Genomic DNA, 18,106 nt, shown 5'->3' with positions numbered 1-18,106 from the left:
TTAAGTCAAAATGAAACGTACTAGCTAATGGTTAACGTTTTGTTTAGTACTTTTACAACTAAATCAGTGTTGCCCAATTAATACCGTAAAAATGAGCCTTATTAGTTCTTTGATGCAAATCAAGAGTTTTAATTGCGCATTACATCTGACCGTTTGAAAACAATAAAATTTATGCAGATGAAAAACTACATAGTCCTTTTTACTTTTTTATTAGTCGCAGCGTTTTGTACAGCTCAAGATGCCGATAAAGTAATTGGTGTAGTTATTAATTCTGCGGACGACACACCATTGGAAAGCGTAAACATTGTAAACCTCAATCAGGTTATTGGTACCAGTACAAATAGCAAGGGTGAGTTTAAAATTTCCGCGAAAGCGAATGATACGTTACACTTTTCTTATTTAGGTTTTAAATCTATAAAAGTTAGGGTAACCAATGACTGGTTAAAATTCGGGAGTTCTAAAATAGAGCTTACAGAATTGGCATTGGCCCTTGAGGAAGTGGTTGTAAGCCAATTAAAATTAACGGGGTATTTAGAGGTTGATGTAAAGCAGGTGCCGGCCATTAATAACAATTACCGATACAGTATTTCTGGGCTGCCAAGTACAGGTTACGAAGCCGGAAGACCAACCGCGGTAACCAAAATATTGGGGTCTATTTTTAATCCTGCCGATTTTTTATACCGCATGTTTGGGAAAAAACCCAACGAATTGCGCAAGCTAAAGAAGATGAAACAGGATGATGAAATTAGAAACCTTTTGGCTTCTCGTTTTGACAGGGAAATGCTTACCGTTTTATTGCAAGTAGATCGTGTGGATTTAGATGAAATTGTGAGTCAATGTAACTACTCCAAAGGTTTTATACAAACCGCAAACGATTTGCAAATATTGGATGCCATTAGCGAGTGCTATGAAGAATACAAACTATTAAGCCGAGGGCGCAGTAAGCGTTTGTAGACTTAATTTGAATACTAAAATTTAAGAGAGGACGCTAATAGTGTCCTCTTTTTTTATACCTTGGAGTGTAATGCCACACGGTTACCTTCGGTATCTATAAAAGCACCCATAAAACCATGTTCTGGAGAAATTTCGGTTTTAGGTTGGTAAATTTTGCCACCGGCTCCTTCAACCCTATCGAGTTCGTTCTTAACATCATCGCACATAAAGTAAACCAGTGTTCCTTCTTGACTTGGAATATAGGTTTCTTGCTTAATTAACGTACCGGCCGCCCCTTCTTTACCTTCTACAAAAGGAAACCAGCCCATTAACATTCCGCCAAAATTATGAACTTCTATGTCCACTTTAAAAACCGCTTCGTAAAAGGCTTTCGCTCTATCCATGTCCGAAACCGGAATCTCAAACCAACCTACCATATTTTTTTTCATTTGTAAAAAGTGCTTTAATTGTTAAAATGTTTCGACCGCGTTACAGTTACCTACTGTAAACATGGAAAACTAAGACTCTAAAATACCTTTTAAGCTTTCTAAACCTTCTTCAAAATCTTTTCCAACGGATTTTTCAAAATTAAAGAACAGCATAAAAATATTCATCGGTATCGGGTTATTACCCGTAAAACCCCAAGTTACATTGGTTTGATTGGTTTCAATCTCGGTAACTTTAATATATGCTTTTGAAACCGATTTCCAAGGTTTAAAAAATCGCAATTCCGAGGTTAGTTGTTGGTTGTGCTCAACACCTATAATTTCCTGTTCGCCTGTTCCCACCTCTTTATTGCCTTCCCATTTTGAGATAAAACCAACCTCGCCGTCAGTTCCAACAAATTCTTGTTTCATATTGGGGTCTTTCTTTTTCCAAGGCGACCAATGGTTTTGATTTTTGATGTGTTTTATATACTGAAACACCTCCGAAACAGGTTTGTTTATAATGATGCTCCTGTTAACTTCGTACGTTTTTGGCGCAATTAAAGCGAGTAAAAAAATAACGGCAATAAGACCGACGACAATGTAAAGTGCTATATACATGCTATTTGGTTTTTTAGTTAAGGGATTTTAAATTTACGAAAATTATCGTGGATTATAAAAACGCGCCACAATGTCGTCGTAACTTTTTATGGATTTTTTAATCCAATCCAAACGTTTGGCAAGCATTTCTTCTTCGGTTAATTGCCAATTCACTTGGGTTTGTTTTAACTTTTGGGTAACATCTTGTAAAATAATGGCAGCAGAAACCGAAATATTTAAACTTTCGGTAAAACCAACCATGGGGATTTTTAAAAAGCAATCGGCTTCATCAATGACCTCTTGCGATAAGCCCTCGGTTTCCCTTCCAAAGAAAAAACACGATTTTTTTGTAACATCGAATTCATTGAGCAAAGCATCGTTTTTGTGCGGTGTTGTCGCCACGATTTGATAACCTTTTTGCTTTAAATCTTTCAAACAATCTTTTACGGTATGAAACCGATTGACATCCACCCATTTTTGGGCGCCCATGGCAATTTCCCTATCAATGCGTTTGCTGTTTCGTTCTTCAATAATATTTACTTCTTGTATGCCAAACACATCGCAACTGCGTATCACGGCGCTTGTGTTGTGCAACTGGTACACATCCTCGGTAGCAACGGTAAAATGTTTGGTGCGCTGCGATAAAACGGCATCAAAACGGGCTATACGCGATTCGGTTAAGTAGGTTTCCAAATGCTCTAAAAGTTTTAAATCGGTCATATTCAAAAATACAAATGTCATTACGAGGAACAAAGTGACGTGGTAATCTTTTTATTTGAAGTTATATTTAAAAGATGGCCACACTTCTACTACGCTCAGTGCTGGTAAAACACAAAAGTGTGATTTGCAATAACGCTAAAGTTAGTATATTTGAATGGATTCCCGCCTTCACTTCGATAAACTCAGTATGGCACGCGGGAATCACAAAAAAGAATAATTTATGAAACACATCGTTGTACTTACAGGAGCAGGCATGAGTGCCGAAAGTGGTATAAAAACCTTTAGAGATGCCGATGGATTATGGGAAGGGCACGATGTTATGGAAGTTGCCACGCCCGAAGGTTTTGCCGCAAACCCAGAATTGGTATTGGATTTTTATAACCAACGCCGGCGCCAATTACGTGAAGTTTCGCCCAATGCAGCGCATTATAATTTAGCGGAACTGGAAACCGATTTTAAAGTTTCAATAATCACCCAAAATGTAGATGATTTGCACGAACGCGCCGGTAGCACCAATGTGATTCATTTACATGGTGAATTATTAAAAGTGCGAAGTTCTATTGATGAATGGGACATACAAGATTGGAAAACCGATTTGATTTTAGGCGATTGTTGTAAAAAAGGGCACCAATTACGCCCGCATATAGTTTGGTTTGGTGAAGATGTCCCCATGATTCCAAAGGCTATTGATATTTGCGAAACGGCCGATGTATTAATCATTATTGGCACAAGCATGCAAGTATATCCTGCAGCAAGTTTAATGCATTATGTGCCTCAACATACGCCTACCTATTTTATTGACCCAAAACCAAATATTGATAGTAAACACAATTTAACCGTAATTGCGGAAACGGCTACGATTGGGATGAAGAAGGTTGTTGGGTTGTTAAAAGCCAATAAATAACATCATCTAATTAAACTAAAATGCCCTCGAACGATTTTTGTAGTGCCGCTATTTTCTATTAATTGAGCCACGAACCAATAGTCGGTTGCCATGAGTTCCCTCCCCTTTCGCAATCCATCCCAACCTGCTCCCCAAGGGTTTAATTGCTTGATTAAATTCCCGTATCGATCATAAATAGATACCGACGAATTACCACTAAACTCAGTACTTAAACCAATAATATTCCACGTGTCGTTATATCCATCGCCGTTGGGTGTAAAAAACCTCGGGAATCCCATAATAAAAACTTCAAATTCAGAAACGCCACAACCATTAATATCTTTAGTGTACACAATATGATTTCCTGCCGATACATTGGTAAAAACCGGAGTGCTTTGGTACGGCCCGGAACTATGGTCCAACGAAAACTCATAATCACCAATTCCCAAATTATCGGGGTTAATTGTAATGGTGTTATTGTTTGATAAGCTTTCAACAGTAACATCATCATTTGTAATTATGGCACTGGCAGATTCGTTTACCGTAATTGTTATGGGGAACGATTCGCAACCATTGTTTGAGGTGCCAATAACGGTATATTGGCCGCCCATAGAGACGGTTGCCGTAGGTAAATTGCTAATTATATTTTTACTACTATCCAACCATTGGTAGGTATAATTACCTTTGGCATTAAACGTAAATAAGGTAACGGGCTGTTGATTATTTAAACAGAAAATTTCAGATTGCTCTACTTCAAATTCCGGTCTCGGATGAACGGTTAACCTTAAATATGGCCCGTATCCAAAACAGGCGCCATTATCATCACTTTGAATACGAACGTATAACACTTGCGAAAAAGGTGTTTCGTTCATATACCTAGATTGCGGCAATATTTCGTTTTGCCCAAATTGAGCATCGTATGCATTTCTGAAATAACGCACACTTAAATTTTGTCCTGCAGGAAACTCATTAATAAAGGCAGCAGAGGCTTGAGATAAATCAAAAACCTTAATCCCATCGATTATCCGGTCTTCATCGCACAACTCCAATTCTTGCATATACCCCGCTGGCAATGAGGAAGTGGAAACCTGTAAATTAACCGTTGAAACACGGTAACAGCCATGAATACTTTCAACACGAGCGTACACGGTACTTGCCGTATTGTTATTAAAAGGCGCCGCATTTATCGCATTAACTTTATTATCGGCATCATTGTACGACAGATAATATGTAAAGCTAAAATCGCTCGTATTACCGTTAACAATAAAGGAATTAGCCTCATTTAAATTAAAGTCCGTAAACCCGTCAGAAGCACCATCTTCATCACAATTTGTTAGTACTACCAAAGGTTGAACGGATGGAACCTCGTTAACGGTAGCCACAACAGGAATTCGTATACCTTCAAAACACCCAGCCGGAGCTGCTAAGGCATAAAAGGTTGTGGTAGTCGATATTACTGGTGTATTTAGCACCGTGCCACTTCCTAAAAATCGTCCCCCCGTTAAAGAAGTGAACCAATGTATATCACCTGCCGATGGAATGGCTTCTAATTGTACACTACCTGAACCGCATCTTGCGCCTTCCACTATACTGTCTATTTTTGGGACTGCTATTTTTGTTTCGCCTAAAATTTTAACCAGTGGATCATTAGGCATGCCCCCGTATTCTATAACATACCCCTTAACTTCAAATGGGCCTCCTGTTTGGCTTCCGCTCCTGGGTATGTTATCCCATTCACCTAAATTTCCCAGTTTTGTTATGGCCGCAAAATGTTCTCCAAAAGGACTTGTTCTTGGTTCGCCCGCCATCCAATTGGCAAAATTTGGTGTCGACCCATTATGATTACCTTCCCAAAAAACCGTTCCAGCCTCTGGCCCAGTTTCCCATTGCCAAGTTCCAATGTTGGAGGCTTCACTACCGCCTATCCATGCTAAACCCGAGGCCAATTCCCCTGTTAATTGAGCTTCTTCGGGCGAAAGTATAGTTGCTAAATAACCTTGTAATCCGTAGTAGTTTTTTGCTTCAGTTGCAAACTTTGCATTCGTCCAAATACTTGCTTTATCTGGTACAAACTCATAATAATGTCCGGTTAACGGCAAATACTCCGCAGGTCCAATGGTAATAGTAAACACTTTTTCTCCAGACACGGCAACCGACGAACTATTAAAAACCACACTTTTTACAGCGTTAATTACATCGGTATAAAGCATGGGCGCATTTGCAACACCTTCTAATGTTAGTTTGCCTTTTACAGCATCCCAAGTAGCAACAATATTTGGATGCGACCCAACCAAGGTTAGCACATCTTCGCCTTCAACATAACCTTCAGAAATTAAAATCTTTAGAATGTCTAATTCTACATCATCTGGGTCGATGATGTCAAAGTCGGTTACAATATTTATTTGACTTAATGGACAGTAAATTTGATCCCCAATAGCAACAAGCTCTGGAGGGGTGTTTGTTTGCGTCCAACCTTGATTGAAAAGAAAAACAAAAAAAAATAAAAGCTTATAAACTCTAATCAATGTCACTATGGCAATTGGTTATTTTGAGGTAAAAATAGCGAATATTAAAACCACAGAAAAACTATTAACATTTATGATTATTGCAGCAGTTAAAAAAAAAAATCACAAAATCGTATTTACAATTAACATTATAAGTAACAATGTAGCGCTAATCATCTTTTGAAAGTTTAAAAAAATCGTTTACCGGTTTACCAAATACCTCTGACAATTTTAAAGCCAATACCGTTGAAGGCACATATCTATTAGCTTCAATCGAGTTAATGGTTTGCCTAGATACGCCTATTTTTTGCGCTAATTCATCTTGCGTTAAATTCAATATGGCGCGTTCTACTTTTATAGTATTTTGCATTATCTAAAGCGCTTTAAATTGTGATAAAACATTAACTGTATCATTAGCATAAATAGCAAGACTTGAAAATCGCCTAAACTTTTAAACTCCTCACCTCCAGCATGCACAACATTAGAAACACCAAACTCTACATAAGGCATTACCAAAGCATATATAACACCTACAACAAAAGCAACCATATAAGATTGAGACCTAAGCTGGATAGTCATCTCGTCTTCAATTTTATCTTTTGAAACAGACATAAGCAATAACCCAACTAAAACTATTTTTTGTAACATTGTTTTCAATAGCTCGGTATCGCCGTCCATCGCAAAAGCACGAATAAACATACCAATTATTGATAATGCCGTTATAGCTATTCCTACATACATAAATTTATGAGGCAACCTAAAATTAATTAGTTTATCAAATCGTTTTCTTTCACAATCTATAAAACTTTTCGCATTCATATTTTTAAATTTAATTGACAAACATACTTTCTATAAAGGAAAATTAATTTTCCATAATGACAAATATACTTTACATTTTTGAATTCGACAAATTTTTTTAGTATTTATTTTTCTCCTCAATCCATTTACCCATGAATTTGGTACTTTGATATGCGTGATGCTGTAGCATCTGCCCTGTGAAATTATTTAGTCGTTTTTCTTTTAGTTGATGAGTTATTTCCTCTATTTCATTTATAAACCTTTTTTGGTGTTCAATTTTACTGAAACGCTTATTAATAATCTCAAACCCGTTTTGCTGTTTTGCTTTCCACAGCGCTGCATCATTATATAATTGAACCGCTTTACGTGCAAATTCCTCTGGAATATCTTTAATAAACCCGTTTGGTTCTAAATTACCAAACATGCCTTCTGCCGCTATACCACTCATAATACATGGTGTACCGTTTTGCATGGCATCAACCAATTTCCCTTTTAAGCCTGCACCAAAACGTATGGGCGCTAAACATATTTTTGATTGCTGCATAGCCAAGTTTACATCTTCGGCGAAACCTTTGATTAAAAAACCATCTTTTTCATTGTGCAATTGGTTTACTTTTTGGGTGGCATAAGCACCGTAAATATGCAATTCCGATTTGGGCAATTGCTTTCTTATAAGCGGCCAAATGGCTTTTCTTAAATACAAAATGGCATTATAATTGGGTTCGTGCAAAAAATTTCCAATGGTTATAAAATATTGTCGCTCTTCAAAATCTGGGAGTTTGCCACGGCTTTCTTTTGAAATTTCATCCAGCATAAACGGTAAATAAATCAATAAAGTCGTATCGACTTTAAATTGATTTTTAAGGAATTCCATTTCGGCTTCCGAAATAATCAAGCTCAAATCGCTTCGGTAAATACTGGCTATTTCTCGCTTTGCGGTATCGTTAAATAAATAAGAATTATCAAACGCAGTATCATCTTTAAAAGCTTGCTGTCGGCCTTTTCGCAATCCATGTAAATCTTCGGTATCCAGAATTCTTACAGCATTCGGGCATTGTTCGGCGACGCGCCAACCGAATTGCTCTTCGGTTATAAAACGGTCAAACAGCACAACAGCCGGATTCAAATCTTTTATAAAATCATCAAAACTGGAATGATTCAATTCAATCTTAACCTGCTCGATCCCCATCGTTTTTAAATCAAAAGCATTATCTGTTTTAGCACACGAACTAGCAAAAGTGATGTGATAGTTTTGCGATTGAAACACGGCAATTAACTGCATCATTCTGCTACCGGCCGCAGAACTTTTGGGCTCTGGCCAAACGAAACCTATGATTAATAATGTTTTGTTTGCCACGAATGCACGAATGTTAAATTAAAATTATGTGATTGTTCTCTTGTGTTCAAATTGACTGTTTACTGCAAACCGATGGCTGCCTAGTTAGGTAAAGGTTCCAAACCGTATTTTAATCTAACTCGCTTCGCCCAATCTACAACCGCTTTTATCTGCTCATCGCTGAGTTTAGCTTCGGTATGCGTCCAAGTATAAGAATTTAATGGCATGTCTTTGGCTTCTACCACTTCAATAAGTTCTTCAAATTTATGGTCTTTTCGTTTCGTAGAATTCCCTTCCCAATTCGACATATTGAATTTTTTCTTCCCGTGTTCAATATGATCTGCAAGCCAATAATTTATCGGCGTTAAATTATTGTACCACGGATATCGTGTTACATTGCTATGGCAATCGTTGCAACTTTCTTTTAAAATAAGCCTTACTTCTTTAGGTGGATTGGTCTCCGCCAAAAACGCATCCATCGAGGCCATATCGCCTTCATTTTTATCAGGCCCAAAAAATTGGGCAATTATAAATACAATAAGCAGCAACCAAAGAATCTTTTTTATTTTTCGCATTTTACTTAATTTTAGATTTTTAAAAATACTAAAATTCATTTGACCACACAGGAACTTTATAACGAATTAAGCAATGTTAACCATTCGCGCGAAAAACGTTTGTATTATGCCAATATGGTTATTAACAACAAAGATTTAATCCCTAAGTTATTGGAGATTATGTTTTGGGTTAACGATAAAGCATCGCCCCGTGCCGCTTGGGTATTCGAGTTTATGTGCAAAAAAAACATAGACGCCATAATACCGTATTTAGATACCTTTACCGAAAACATGCACAAAGTCCATTTGGATTCTGCAGTACGACCCGTGGCTAAAATATGTGAGTTTTTGGCAACAGCTTATCATTCGAAAACCCAGAACAACATACAAACCGCTTTAACCAAAACACATAAAGAACGTATTATTGAAGTCTGTTTTGATTATATGATTAACGACGAAAAAATTGCCCCAAAAGCTTATTCCATGAATACCCTTTTTTTATTTGGAAAGGATTATGATTGGGTGCACCCCGAATTGGCGCTTATTTTAGAGCGCGATTTTCAGATGCAGAGTTCTGGTTTCAAGGCACGAGCCAAACATATTTTAAAAAAAATTAAAAAATAACTTCTGAAAAACTTCTAACTTCACACTTCGTACTTCTAACTTTGTTGACTATCTTTGCGTCTTCTTAAAAACCACACAAAACATGTTATTATCACCACTAAACGCCATTTCTCCAATTGATGGAAGATATCGAAATAAAGTAAACGAATTAGCTCCTTATTTTTCTGAAGAAGCCCTTATAAAATACCGTGTTTTAGTTGAAATTGAATACTTTATCGCACTTTGCGAAATTCCGTTACCGCAACTCGAAAGCGTTGATAATGCCATTTTTGAAGATTTAAGAGCGATTTACAAAGGTTTTTCCGCTGATGATGCTCAAGCCATTAAAAACATTGAAAGTGTAACCAACCACGATGTTAAAGCGGTTGAATACTTTATAAAGGAAAAATTTGACGCCTTAGGATTATCCCAACATAAAGAATTTATCCATTTCGGATTAACCTCGCAAGACATCAACAACACCGCGGTGCCATTAAGCATCAAGGAAGCGATGAACGATGTATACGTTCCCGAATACAATAACGTTTTAGAGAAACTCAAAAGTTTGTCTGAGGATTGGTCTGCCATTCCCATGCTTGCAAGAACTCACGGGCAACCCGCTTCGCCAACACGTTTGGGTAAAGAAATTGAGGTTTTTGTGGTGCGATTAAACGAGCAATTTAATTTGTTGAACGATATACCAAGTGCCGCTAAATTTGGTGGTGCAACCGGTAATTTTAATGCGCATCATGTGGCCTATCCAAACATCGATTGGAAAGCTTTTGGAAGCCAATTTGTACAAGAAAAGCTAGGTTTGCAACACTCGTTCCCGACTACGCAAATCGAGCATTACGACCACATGGCTGCCTTGTTTGACACTTTAAAACGCATCAATACCATTTTAATTGATTTGGACCGCGATATTTGGACCTACGTTTCGATGGATTATTTTAAACAGAAAATCAAAAAAGGTGAAGTTGGTAGTAGCGCCATGCCGCACAAAGTTAACCCTATCGATTTTGAAAATTCCGAAGGCAATTTGGGTATTGCCAATGCTATTTTCGAGCATCTTTCGGCTAAATTACCAATTTCAAGACTACAACGCGATTTAACCGATAGCACCGTTTTGCGTAATGTTGGTGTTCCCTTTGGACATACCTTAATTGGTTTTAAATCGACTTTAAAAGGATTGGACAAATTACTGTTGAATGAATCTAAATTTGCAGAAGATTTAGAAAACAATTGGGCTGTGGTAGCCGAGGCTATTCAAACCATTTTACGTCGCGAGGGTTATCCAAATCCCTATGAAGCTTTAAAAGGTTTAACCAGAACTAATGAAGCGATAAACCAAAACTCTATTTCAAATTTTATTGATACATTAGAAGTCTCAAACACAATAAAAGAAGAATTAAAACGTATTACTCCTAGTAATTACACAGGAATTTAATACTTAAAAAACAATGCTAAACGATAAACAAACATTAATACTAAGTGGCCTGATGGCCGGTGGTATTTTTGTTACCGGAATTTTGGAAATCCTTGACAATTTTATTGTTTTAACCGTACTTACTATCATTTTTTTAGCGATTGTTATTAATATTATTTACCTAAACCGAATTTCAAAAAAGAGAAAGTAGCATTTGCATTTGTAAAATAAAAAAAGGCTGTTGAAAATTTTCAACAGCCTTTTTTTTTGTTTTCCACTTTAACAGGAATCCTAAGTTTACTTAAAGAAGTTCACAATATCTTGAACCTGGTTTTCATCAACGTTCGCATTTTGCATCGCGCTAACCAAGGTTACCATTTTATCGGGATTCATATTATTGCCCAATACACGAACAATACCAAAGCCCAATTCATCTGCGCTTCCGAAGATAATAACCTCATCGGCTTCATCCTCCGTTCCAATGTACTTCACAACGATTTTATTTCCTTTATCGCTAAATTCCATAAGATCGTGGTACTTTTTATCGCTTAAAATAGTCTTCACTTTTGCCAATTCCGCTTTAAAAGTTTCGGCTTCTGTACCTTCAACCTTATAGCCTAAAAAGTTTAAGCGTTTTACGGAGTTGTAGGCTTCTTTTTGTTCTTCGGTAAATTTAGAATCGTCTATTTTAACCATCGATATGGGTATATCTTGTGTAATAAAATTTGACGATTCCTGATTGTCTACAAAATACATTTGTAAACTTTTACCATCGTTACAGCTTACAAAAGCTATTGCTAAACCGAATACTAATACGATATGTTTGATTGTTCGTTGCATGATTGATGTATTGTTTTTATTAGTTCTTTTTCTCTAAATGCTTACCTCCGGGAATATTCATTTTATTGGTAAGTTTCGAGATTTCATTCAAATCGATATCACCGGTCATCGATACCACAACGGTTTCAATTTTACGCTCTTTACCGTTAATTTCAATTTTATCGTCCATCACCTTATCAATCCCGTTTACAAAGATCAATAGCTCTTTTACGTGGTCGGCATCTTTTCCTTCCTTTACATAAAACTTCACTTCGGTGCCATCGTCTTTCACTTCCATTAATTCTTCCAAACCACCAGAGCGCGATTTAACCCATTTGGCAATATCAGCAGATATGGCTTTGTTATCGGTTACAATGGTTCTAAAACTCGTGATGCTTTTTACCATATCCATATAGGCTTTTGCCTCTTCATCTTCAACATTAATGCCCATTTTAGCAATCATCTGAAACATTTTTGGTTTAATGTTTACATACGTTACGTCGTTGTTGTCGCTATATTTATCAAAAATATTGCTTTGTGCCATTCCGGTTATTGGCAATAACATAATGGCCATTACGAATACTATTAATTTATTTTTCATTGTTCTTGTTTTTAAGTTATTACTTTTCATTAATTCTAATTATTCTTAAAGATTATACTTGTTGCGTTATCAATTTCGTTGAGATATCCGAGTGTTGAAGTACCTTTGTTTACTTCGTTTAAATATCCAACGGTCGATGTGCCTTTATTAAAACTTTGGGAAATCATTTCCATAGATTTCGAAAATTCGTTAAAAGCCAATTGCGGGTCGTCATAAGTACCTAAATCATTCGCATTGAACGATTTGCCAAAATAAAACCCCAACATAAGAACAGCTACGGCAGCAACAGAAATCCACTTGTAGTTAAATACTTTTTTAGTTTTTAGCGGAACGTCCTTAGTAAATTGTTCTTGTTGATTTACCAAAAAATAGTCGAACATGGGTTTGTACATTTCCAAATGTGGCGCTACCGTGTCGCTGGTAAAATAGTTTTTCAACACTTGCTCTTCCTTTAGCGATGTCTCACCGTTTTCGTACTTCTCAAGTAATTTTTCTATATTATTTAATACCATAATTATGTGTATTAGTTAATTTTTCTCGTATTGTTTTTCTTGCTCTCGATAAGTTTACACGTACCGCTGTATTATTCATATCCAGCATTTTTGCAATCTCATCGTAATCGTACTCTTCTATATCTCGCAGCTGAATAATCATCCGTTGCTGTTCGGGCAAATCCTCAATAATCTTCGCCACCCAATTCACGCTGTCGTTTAATTCAACCTGTTTTTGTAACGCCGTCTCTTTCGATTCGTAATTACTGTGCACAATTTTTAAATTCTGTGCCTGTTTGGATTTCAACTTGTCAAAACAAAAATTCTTTGTCATCGTCATCGAAAAAGCCTCCACGTTTTTATACTCGGCAATCTTCTTTTTATTGTTCCACAACTTCATCAAAACCTCTTGCGTGGCATCCTCGGCCTCCTCGGTCGATATAAGCAACCGTTTCGCCAATCGAAATACTTTATCCTTAAAAGGCATTACAATATTTAAAAACTCTGTTTGAGTCATCTGTGGTTTGGTTTAGTTAAAACTGCTTAGTTAGGGCTGTTTAATGTTACGACGAGCATCTATTTGTTTTGTTACATCGCAAATAAAATAAAATAAATTTTTTGGGCGTAACCCTGCGCTTCGTCTCCGCTCAGCGACCGTCGGGTCGGGCTTTCCGCTACAAGTCCTCGCTCGTACCTCGCTGTGGGCTTTCCACTGCAATCCCTTACGCAGGGCCATCAGCTAAGTTCCCGTAAAACGCTATGTTACATCCCAATTTACAAAAGCCACACCATAGCAGCCAACGAAATTTTTAGCGATTATTTTTTATTAAACAATAATGTAAGTAAATTTAGGGTTTTATAGACTACTTATATTAAATAATGCTATGCGACATTTAAAAGCCCTAATTGTACTATTTATAGTTTCATCTTTCACGGTAAGCTGTTTTGAAGATAACGACGACAACCAAATTTCAGCCAGCCAGATAAACGACTTTGTTTGGAAAGGCATGAATGCTTTCTATCTTTATAAAGACGATGTACCAGACCTCGCCAACGACAGGTTCGATTCCAACGGCGCTTATGCCAACTATCTAAACACATTTTCGGCACCCGAAGATTTGTTTGAAAGCCTTATACACCAACGCCAAACCGTTGACCGTTTTAGTTGGATTGTTAACGATTACATAGCTTTAGAGCAGCTTTTTAGCGGTATCATCACCAGCAATGGCATGGAGTTTGGCATATTCCGTTTTTCTTCAACCGATACAGATGTTTACGGTTACGTGCGCTACGTTTTACCCAACACAAGTGCTTCAAGCCAAGGTGTTAAACGGGGCGATATTTTTTATGGCATAAATGACACACAACTTACCACGGAAAACTGGAGAACACTTACCGGTGCAGAAAACTACACGATTAATTTAGGAACCTACAGCGATAAAGGCACGCCAGAGACCACAGACGATTCAGTAACCACCACCTCAGAAACCATAGCACTATCAAAAGCGCAATACACCGAAAACCCCGTGTTGCTCAGTAGGGTTTTCGATGTGGTAGGCACCAAAGTGGCTTACTTAATGTACAATGGCTTTACGGGAACCGAGCAATTTAATGCCGAATTAAACGATATTTTTAGCACATATAAAAGTGCAAATGCAACCGAATTGGTTCTCGATTTGCGGTACAACCCTGGCGGTTCGGTAAATACAGCTATTTTGCTATCCAGCTTGATCACCGGTCAATTTACGGGCGAAATTTTTAGCACCGAACAATGGAATGCCGAAATCCAGCAGGCTTTTGAGAACGAAGACCCAGAATTATTAATAAACAGATTTGTAGATAATAATGAGGGTGCAGCCTTAAACAGCTTAAACCTATCAAGAGTTTTCGTGCTCACAACAAACTCAAGCGCCTCGGCAAGCGAATTGGTAATTAACAGCTTAGCACCATATATTAACGTGGTTCAAATTGGCACGACCACAAGAGGAAAATATCAAGCATCCCGTACTTTATACGATTCCCCAAACTTTAGTCGCTCGGGCGCAAACCCAAGCCATACTTACGCCATGCAACCGCTTATTTTTAAATCGTTAAATGTTAACGGTGTAACCGATTATTTTAACGGACTATCTCCAAATCCTAATAATGTTTTGGGCGAAAGCATTCATAATTTAGGCGTTTTAGGTGATGAAAACGAACCTTTACTGGCAAGAGCCATTAGCATTATTGATGGCTCGGGAAGATTTCCAATAACCAAACCTTCTAAAAGTGAAAACCTGATAGATATTACGGGCAGCAGTAAAGATTTGCTTCCGCTTTCAAACGACATGTATACCGATAAAGAGATTCCGGACGAATTGATTAAAAGAATACTGTTTGAATAAACACAAAACCTATTTTAACTGGAGCTCTGGCAAAGATTCTGCCTTAGCACTTTATCATGTATTACAAGACAAACGCTATGCTGTCGATGAATTGATTACAACAATAAACAGCCATTACAATCGGGTATCGATGCACGGTTTAAGGAAAGAATTATTGATTGCCCAAACCCTTGCTTTAAACATTCCGGCCAGTTTAATTGAACTTCCGGAAAAGCCAAGTATGGAAGTTTATGAGCAAAAAATGTTGGAAACCGTAACACGATTAAAAAAAGACGGATTTACACACAGCGCTTTTGGCGATATTTTTCTTGAAGACTTAAAATGCTATCGCGAAAAACAACTCGCGAAACAAAACATAAAAACCATATTTCCACTTTGGAAACGAGACACCAAAAAACTCTTAAATGAGTTTATAGATTTAGGTTTTAAAACCATTGTTGTTTGTGCACATTCCAAATATTTTGATGAAGATTTTGTGGGAACTGTTATAGACAAAGATTTTATCGACAATTTACCAAAAGGGGTCGATCCCTGTGGTGAAAACGGCGAATTCCACACCTTTTGTTTTGATGGCCCCATTTTCAAAAACCCGATTCCTTTTAAAATTGGAGAAAAAGTGTATCGCGAATATGATGCGCCAAAAACTGACGACTCGTATGGTGAAGATACCAAATATGGCGTTTGGTATTGCGATTTAATTCCATAAAAAAGACCTAACAGGTTTTATAAAACTTGTTAGGTCTGAAAATATTATTTTCCGCCAACCTGAATTTATTTCAGGCTCTCATTAGAGTGGGATTCTGAAACAAGTTCAGAATGACGCAGATAAATTTTACAAATTAATATGCAATCCTAAATTTACATTTCTACCTTTTGTAGTGTATCCTAAAATTTCAAAATAATCTTCGTTAAATACATTGGTTACACTTGCAAAAAGCTTCACTTTATTTTTGATGATTTTCTGACTAAAATATAAATCAATCAAAGAAAAAGCTTCTAATTCTTCATTTGCAAACGTAGAAAAATTTGTATCCGTTCTGCTTCCAACAAATTGATAATTTATGGATGCAAACGTGTTTTTACAAAAATTATAACCCAAACCCGTATTGGCTTTATGCTTTGGTATACGCAAACGCACGCCATCTTTTAACTCGGTAAATGTGTAATTCGCGCTAAACGTTAGATTTTTAATCGTTTTCAATTCAGCCTCAACTTCAAAACCATGAACCGTCGCATCTTCAGTAGCATTTTCATAGCCAGTTGTATAAATTATGGTGTTTTCTTCTTTCCTGTTAAAGTAAACCCCATTTATTCGAAACCCGTTTTTATTTGAAAATTCCAAACCACCTTCAATCGTAACATTTTCCTCGGGTTTTAAATCAGGATTGGCTCCAAAAAAGCCGAATAATTGCGATAAATTTGGCGCAATAAACGAGGTAGCGTAGGAACCAAAAACTTTAGCATAACCTGAATTCACAGGAATACTATACGACGGATTTAAACTATAAACCAGCTGCGAACCGTATTCGCTGTGGTTATTAAAACGTGTTCCCGCATTTATGTTCAATCCAAAGTCTGAAACATAAACCACATTCAAATACGGGTCGGTATTGGTGTAGCTTTCCTCGTCGGTAAACACACTTTTATAATCGGAATAATTCACACCAACTATGGTATAAAAGGTTTCATTAAACACATATTTGTTAAAGGCATCAACCACAAAACTTTCGGCTTCGTTGGTCGACCCAAATTCAGAAATGGTTTCTCTGTTTATTTTAGAAAAAGCGGCATTAATTTGAACGCTTCCGTTTTCATAGTTAAACTTTGGAGAAATTCCAAAGCGCGCTTGTTCCGAAATATATTTATCGTTGGTATCAGCAAAACTGTACGTTGGCGCAGGAAACCCATCGATATCGGTTTTAAACTTATCGTAACTGGCAAAGGCGTTAACCTCGACAGCATCGTTAATTTCGTAACCCAACTTCACATTAGTATTAAATCTTGAAAACGGATCTTTTTCGGGATTGTCAGATTTTGCAGCCGATAAACCATCAACATATCTATTCCCAAAACTAGCTAAATATGTAAACTTATTTAAGCTACCGTTTACCGACACATTATTGGTAAAACTAGACCCATTATAGTTCAAATCGTCTTGTGTTTGATTGGTGCCGACTACGGTTAAAAAACTTCCTGAAATTTGTTTTGTAGATGCTTTTTTAGTGGTAATATTAATTACAGCAGTTGCAGCGGCATTACCGTAAAGCGTACTTGCCGCGCCCTTGATAATTTCGATAGATTCAACGGTGTTTAAATCCATCAATCGCAAATCAAAATCGTTTGCCACAATCGAAGGGTCATTCACTTGAATACCGTCAATAAGCACCAAAACCTGCCTGTTGTTACCGCCTCTAATAAAATTACCCAAATTCTGCCCTGCGACACTTCGGCTCCCGTTAATTTCAATACCGCTTTTGGTATTTATAAGTTCCGAAATGGTGCGCCCTTGATGGTTTTCAAGTTCTTTTTTTGAAATTTTAATAACCGTTTTTCCCGAGTTTTCACGTTTTAGTTTAAAACGCGAATCGGTAACCACAACTTCGTTCAGCTGTTCTACTTTTGTTGAATCGGTTTGTTGCTGTTGTGCAAAACCAACCATAGATACGCCAAAAAACAGCACACCCAAAACATTTGTTTTTTTCATTTTAATGAATAATTACTCGGAATAGCATGACTCTTCATACCAAAACTTTTATCCCGAAAGTTTGACTTATTAATTTTTTGAAAATGGCAGGTCTCCTGACTTGTTTTATGTTATTTAACCTTCCCATTCTTTATGAAGAACAGTGGTTTAAAAGAAGAAATAACACCCTTTTTAAAAGGAGCTCGGTAATCCCGATATATCGGGAGAGCATAAACTTACAGTTGCGGGAACAGTTCTGGAATTGATAAAAATATCGCACCAGATTCCCTTTTAATTCTTTTCAGTTAAAACTGAATGAAACCAAATTTCGCTGCAAAAATAAACA

The 18,106-nt window shown here is 37.0% G+C and carries 19 protein-coding genes and 1 riboswitch; of the genes, 6 read left to right on the top strand and 13 right to left on the bottom strand.

Annotation, left to right across the window (positions count from 1 at the left end; all coding sequences use genetic code 11):
* Positions 1-177: 177 nt before the first annotated feature.
* Entirely contained in the window at positions 178-954 is a 777-nt protein-coding gene (locus RNZ47_RS13540; RefSeq protein ID WP_311941168.1) for a carboxypeptidase-like regulatory domain-containing protein, read from the top strand.
* A 53-nt stretch (positions 955-1,007) separates the two neighbouring features.
* Here RNZ47_RS13540 and RNZ47_RS13535 read toward each other — a convergent pair whose 3' ends face one another.
* The 3 genes from RNZ47_RS13535 to RNZ47_RS13525 all read right to left on the bottom strand — a co-directional run bounded on the left by RNZ47_RS13535 (position 1,008) and on the right by RNZ47_RS13525 (position 2,678).
* Positions 1,008-1,382: a VOC family protein gene (locus tag RNZ47_RS13535; RefSeq protein ID WP_311941165.1), complete on the bottom strand. Its 375-nt coding sequence runs from the start codon at positions 1,380-1,382 to the stop codon at positions 1,008-1,010.
* 69 nt (positions 1,383-1,451) lie between these two features.
* Positions 1,452-1,979, bottom strand: a complete 528-nt coding sequence (locus RNZ47_RS13530) for an SRPBCC family protein (protein ID WP_311941162.1) — start codon at positions 1,977-1,979, stop codon at positions 1,452-1,454.
* A gap of 42 nt (positions 1,980-2,021) precedes the next feature.
* Positions 2,022-2,678 (bottom strand): TrmH family RNA methyltransferase, encoded by a 657-nt coding sequence (locus RNZ47_RS13525; protein ID WP_311941159.1) that lies wholly within the window; start codon positions 2,676-2,678, stop codon positions 2,022-2,024.
* A 220-nt stretch (positions 2,679-2,898) separates the two neighbouring features.
* On the opposite strand from RNZ47_RS13525, the gene RNZ47_RS13520 reads away from it, so the two are divergent.
* A complete protein-coding gene (locus RNZ47_RS13520; RefSeq protein ID WP_311941156.1) occupies positions 2,899-3,582 on the top strand; it encodes an SIR2 family NAD-dependent protein deacylase in 684 nt (227 codons plus the stop codon).
* Between the two features lie 2 nt (positions 3,583-3,584).
* On the opposite strand, the gene RNZ47_RS13515 is transcribed toward RNZ47_RS13520, so the two are convergent.
* From RNZ47_RS13515 to RNZ47_RS13495, 5 genes are all read right to left on the bottom strand, one after another.
* Positions 3,585-6,092, bottom strand: coding sequence for an FIDD domain-containing protein (locus RNZ47_RS13515; RefSeq protein ID WP_311941153.1), 2,508 nt, complete (start codon positions 6,090-6,092; stop codon positions 3,585-3,587).
* A 142-nt stretch (positions 6,093-6,234) separates the two neighbouring features.
* Positions 6,235-6,435: a helix-turn-helix transcriptional regulator gene (locus RNZ47_RS13510; RefSeq protein ID WP_311941150.1), complete on the bottom strand. Its 201-nt coding sequence runs from the start codon at positions 6,433-6,435 to the stop codon at positions 6,235-6,237.
* A complete protein-coding gene (locus RNZ47_RS13505; protein WP_311941146.1) occupies positions 6,435-6,884 on the bottom strand; it encodes a hypothetical protein in 450 nt (149 codons plus the stop codon). The genes RNZ47_RS13510 and RNZ47_RS13505 overlap by 1 nt, the downstream gene beginning before the upstream one ends.
* Positions 6,885-6,981: 97 nt before the next feature.
* Positions 6,982-8,220, bottom strand: coding sequence for a glycosyltransferase family 4 protein (locus RNZ47_RS13500; protein ID WP_311941143.1), 1,239 nt, complete (start codon positions 8,218-8,220; stop codon positions 6,982-6,984).
* Between the two features lie 80 nt (positions 8,221-8,300).
* Positions 8,301-8,774, bottom strand: coding sequence for a heme-binding domain-containing protein (locus RNZ47_RS13495; RefSeq protein WP_311941139.1), 474 nt, complete (start codon positions 8,772-8,774; stop codon positions 8,301-8,303).
* A gap of 39 nt (positions 8,775-8,813) precedes the next feature.
* Between RNZ47_RS13495 and RNZ47_RS13490 the strand changes: the two genes are divergently transcribed.
* Together RNZ47_RS13490 and purB are read left to right on the top strand one after the other, a co-directional pair.
* Positions 8,814-9,377: a HEAT-like fold family protein gene (locus RNZ47_RS13490; protein ID WP_311941136.1), complete on the top strand. Its 564-nt coding sequence runs from the start codon at positions 8,814-8,816 to the stop codon at positions 9,375-9,377.
* A gap of 82 nt (positions 9,378-9,459) precedes the next feature.
* Positions 9,460-10,803 (top strand): adenylosuccinate lyase, encoded by a 1,344-nt coding sequence (purB, locus tag RNZ47_RS13485; protein ID WP_311941133.1) that lies wholly within the window; start codon positions 9,460-9,462, stop codon positions 10,801-10,803.
* 276 nt (positions 10,804-11,079) lie between these two features.
* Here the strand turns inward: purB and RNZ47_RS13480 are convergent, their stop codons facing one another.
* The 4 genes from RNZ47_RS13480 to RNZ47_RS13465 are packed head-to-tail and all read right to left on the bottom strand — an operon-like array spanning position 11,080 to position 13,210.
* Complete coding sequence (locus RNZ47_RS13480) at positions 11,080-11,622, bottom strand: GFO_1091 family lipoprotein (protein WP_311941129.1); 543 nt, start codon at positions 11,620-11,622, stop codon at positions 11,080-11,082.
* A gap of 19 nt (positions 11,623-11,641) precedes the next feature.
* Positions 11,642-12,202: a GFO_1090 family protein gene (locus RNZ47_RS13475; RefSeq protein WP_311941125.1), complete on the bottom strand. Its 561-nt coding sequence runs from the start codon at positions 12,200-12,202 to the stop codon at positions 11,642-11,644.
* A 35-nt stretch (positions 12,203-12,237) separates the two neighbouring features.
* Entirely contained in the window at positions 12,238-12,714 is a 477-nt protein-coding gene (locus RNZ47_RS13470) for a PG0215 family putative anti-sigma factor (RefSeq protein ID WP_311941121.1), read from the bottom strand.
* Positions 12,701-13,210 carry a GFO_1088 family ECF-type sigma factor gene (locus RNZ47_RS13465; RefSeq protein WP_311941117.1) on the bottom strand — a complete coding sequence of 170 codons (510 nt, stop codon included), beginning with the start codon at positions 13,208-13,210 and terminating at the stop codon, positions 12,701-12,703. Before RNZ47_RS13465 ends, RNZ47_RS13470 begins: the two co-directional genes overlap by 14 nt.
* A gap of 367 nt (positions 13,211-13,577) precedes the next feature.
* Between RNZ47_RS13465 and RNZ47_RS13460 the strand changes: the two genes are divergently transcribed.
* Together RNZ47_RS13460 and RNZ47_RS13455 are read left to right on the top strand one after the other, a co-directional pair.
* Positions 13,578-15,077 (top strand): GFO_1087 family putative carboxy terminal peptidase, encoded by a 1,500-nt coding sequence (locus RNZ47_RS13460; RefSeq protein WP_311941114.1) that lies wholly within the window; start codon positions 13,578-13,580, stop codon positions 15,075-15,077.
* Positions 15,070-15,783, top strand: a complete 714-nt coding sequence (locus tag RNZ47_RS13455) for a Dph6-related ATP pyrophosphatase (RefSeq protein ID WP_311941109.1) — start codon at positions 15,070-15,072, stop codon at positions 15,781-15,783. The genes RNZ47_RS13460 and RNZ47_RS13455 overlap by 8 nt, the downstream gene beginning before the upstream one ends.
* A gap of 126 nt (positions 15,784-15,909) precedes the next feature.
* Here the strand turns inward: RNZ47_RS13455 and RNZ47_RS13450 are convergent, their stop codons facing one another.
* The gene (locus RNZ47_RS13450) at positions 15,910-17,781 is read right to left on the bottom strand and encodes a TonB-dependent receptor plug domain-containing protein (protein WP_311941105.1); all 1,872 of its coding nucleotides are present in this window, start codon (positions 17,779-17,781) and stop codon (positions 15,910-15,912) included.
* 68 nt (positions 17,782-17,849) lie between these two features.
* A riboswitch (cobalamin riboswitch) is annotated at positions 17,850-18,101 on the bottom strand.
* Positions 18,102-18,106 lie beyond the last annotated feature (5 nt).

Origin of the sequence: Hwangdonia seohaensis (genome assembly GCF_031932625.1) — a bacterium.
Classification (GTDB): Bacteria; Bacteroidota; Bacteroidia; order Flavobacteriales; family Flavobacteriaceae; genus Hwangdonia; species Hwangdonia seohaensis.
Note: the sequence above shows the minus strand (reverse complement) of the source record. Positions and strands in the feature narration are given on the sequence as shown.

Bases quoted from the DNA above. Each gene is read 5' to 3' on its own strand.
- RNZ47_RS13520 (WP_311941156.1), top strand. From the start codon at position 2,899: ATGAAACACATCGTTGTACTTACAGGAGCAGGCATGAGTGCCGAAAGT.
- RNZ47_RS13450 (WP_311941105.1), bottom strand. From the start codon at position 17,781: ATGAAAAAAACAAATGTTTTGGGTGTGCTGTTTTTTGGCGTATCTATG.
- RNZ47_RS13535 (WP_311941165.1), bottom strand. From the start codon at position 1,382: ATGAAAAAAAATATGGTAGGTTGGTTTGAGATTCCGGTTTCGGACATG.
- RNZ47_RS13475 (WP_311941125.1), bottom strand. From the start codon at position 12,202: ATGAAAAATAAATTAATAGTATTCGTAATGGCCATTATGTTATTGCCA.
- RNZ47_RS13525 (WP_311941159.1), bottom strand. From the start codon at position 2,678: ATGACCGATTTAAAACTTTTAGAGCATTTGGAAACCTACTTAACCGAA.
- RNZ47_RS13480 (WP_311941129.1), bottom strand. From the start codon at position 11,622: ATGCAACGAACAATCAAACATATCGTATTAGTATTCGGTTTAGCAATA.
- RNZ47_RS13530 (WP_311941162.1), bottom strand. From the start codon at position 1,979: ATGTATATAGCACTTTACATTGTCGTCGGTCTTATTGCCGTTATTTTT.
- RNZ47_RS13510 (WP_311941150.1), bottom strand. From the start codon at position 6,435: ATGCAAAATACTATAAAAGTAGAACGCGCCATATTGAATTTAACGCAA.
- RNZ47_RS13505 (WP_311941146.1), bottom strand. From the start codon at position 6,884: ATGAATGCGAAAAGTTTTATAGATTGTGAAAGAAAACGATTTGATAAA.
- RNZ47_RS13495 (WP_311941139.1), bottom strand. From the start codon at position 8,774: ATGCGAAAAATAAAAAAGATTCTTTGGTTGCTGCTTATTGTATTTATA.
- purB (WP_311941133.1), top strand. From the start codon at position 9,460: ATGTTATTATCACCACTAAACGCCATTTCTCCAATTGATGGAAGATAT.
- RNZ47_RS13465 (WP_311941117.1), bottom strand. From the start codon at position 13,210: ATGACTCAAACAGAGTTTTTAAATATTGTAATGCCTTTTAAGGATAAA.
- RNZ47_RS13460 (WP_311941114.1), top strand. From the start codon at position 13,578: ATGCGACATTTAAAAGCCCTAATTGTACTATTTATAGTTTCATCTTTC.
- RNZ47_RS13470 (WP_311941121.1), bottom strand. From the start codon at position 12,714: ATGGTATTAAATAATATAGAAAAATTACTTGAGAAGTACGAAAACGGT.
- RNZ47_RS13540 (WP_311941168.1), top strand. From the start codon at position 178: ATGAAAAACTACATAGTCCTTTTTACTTTTTTATTAGTCGCAGCGTTT.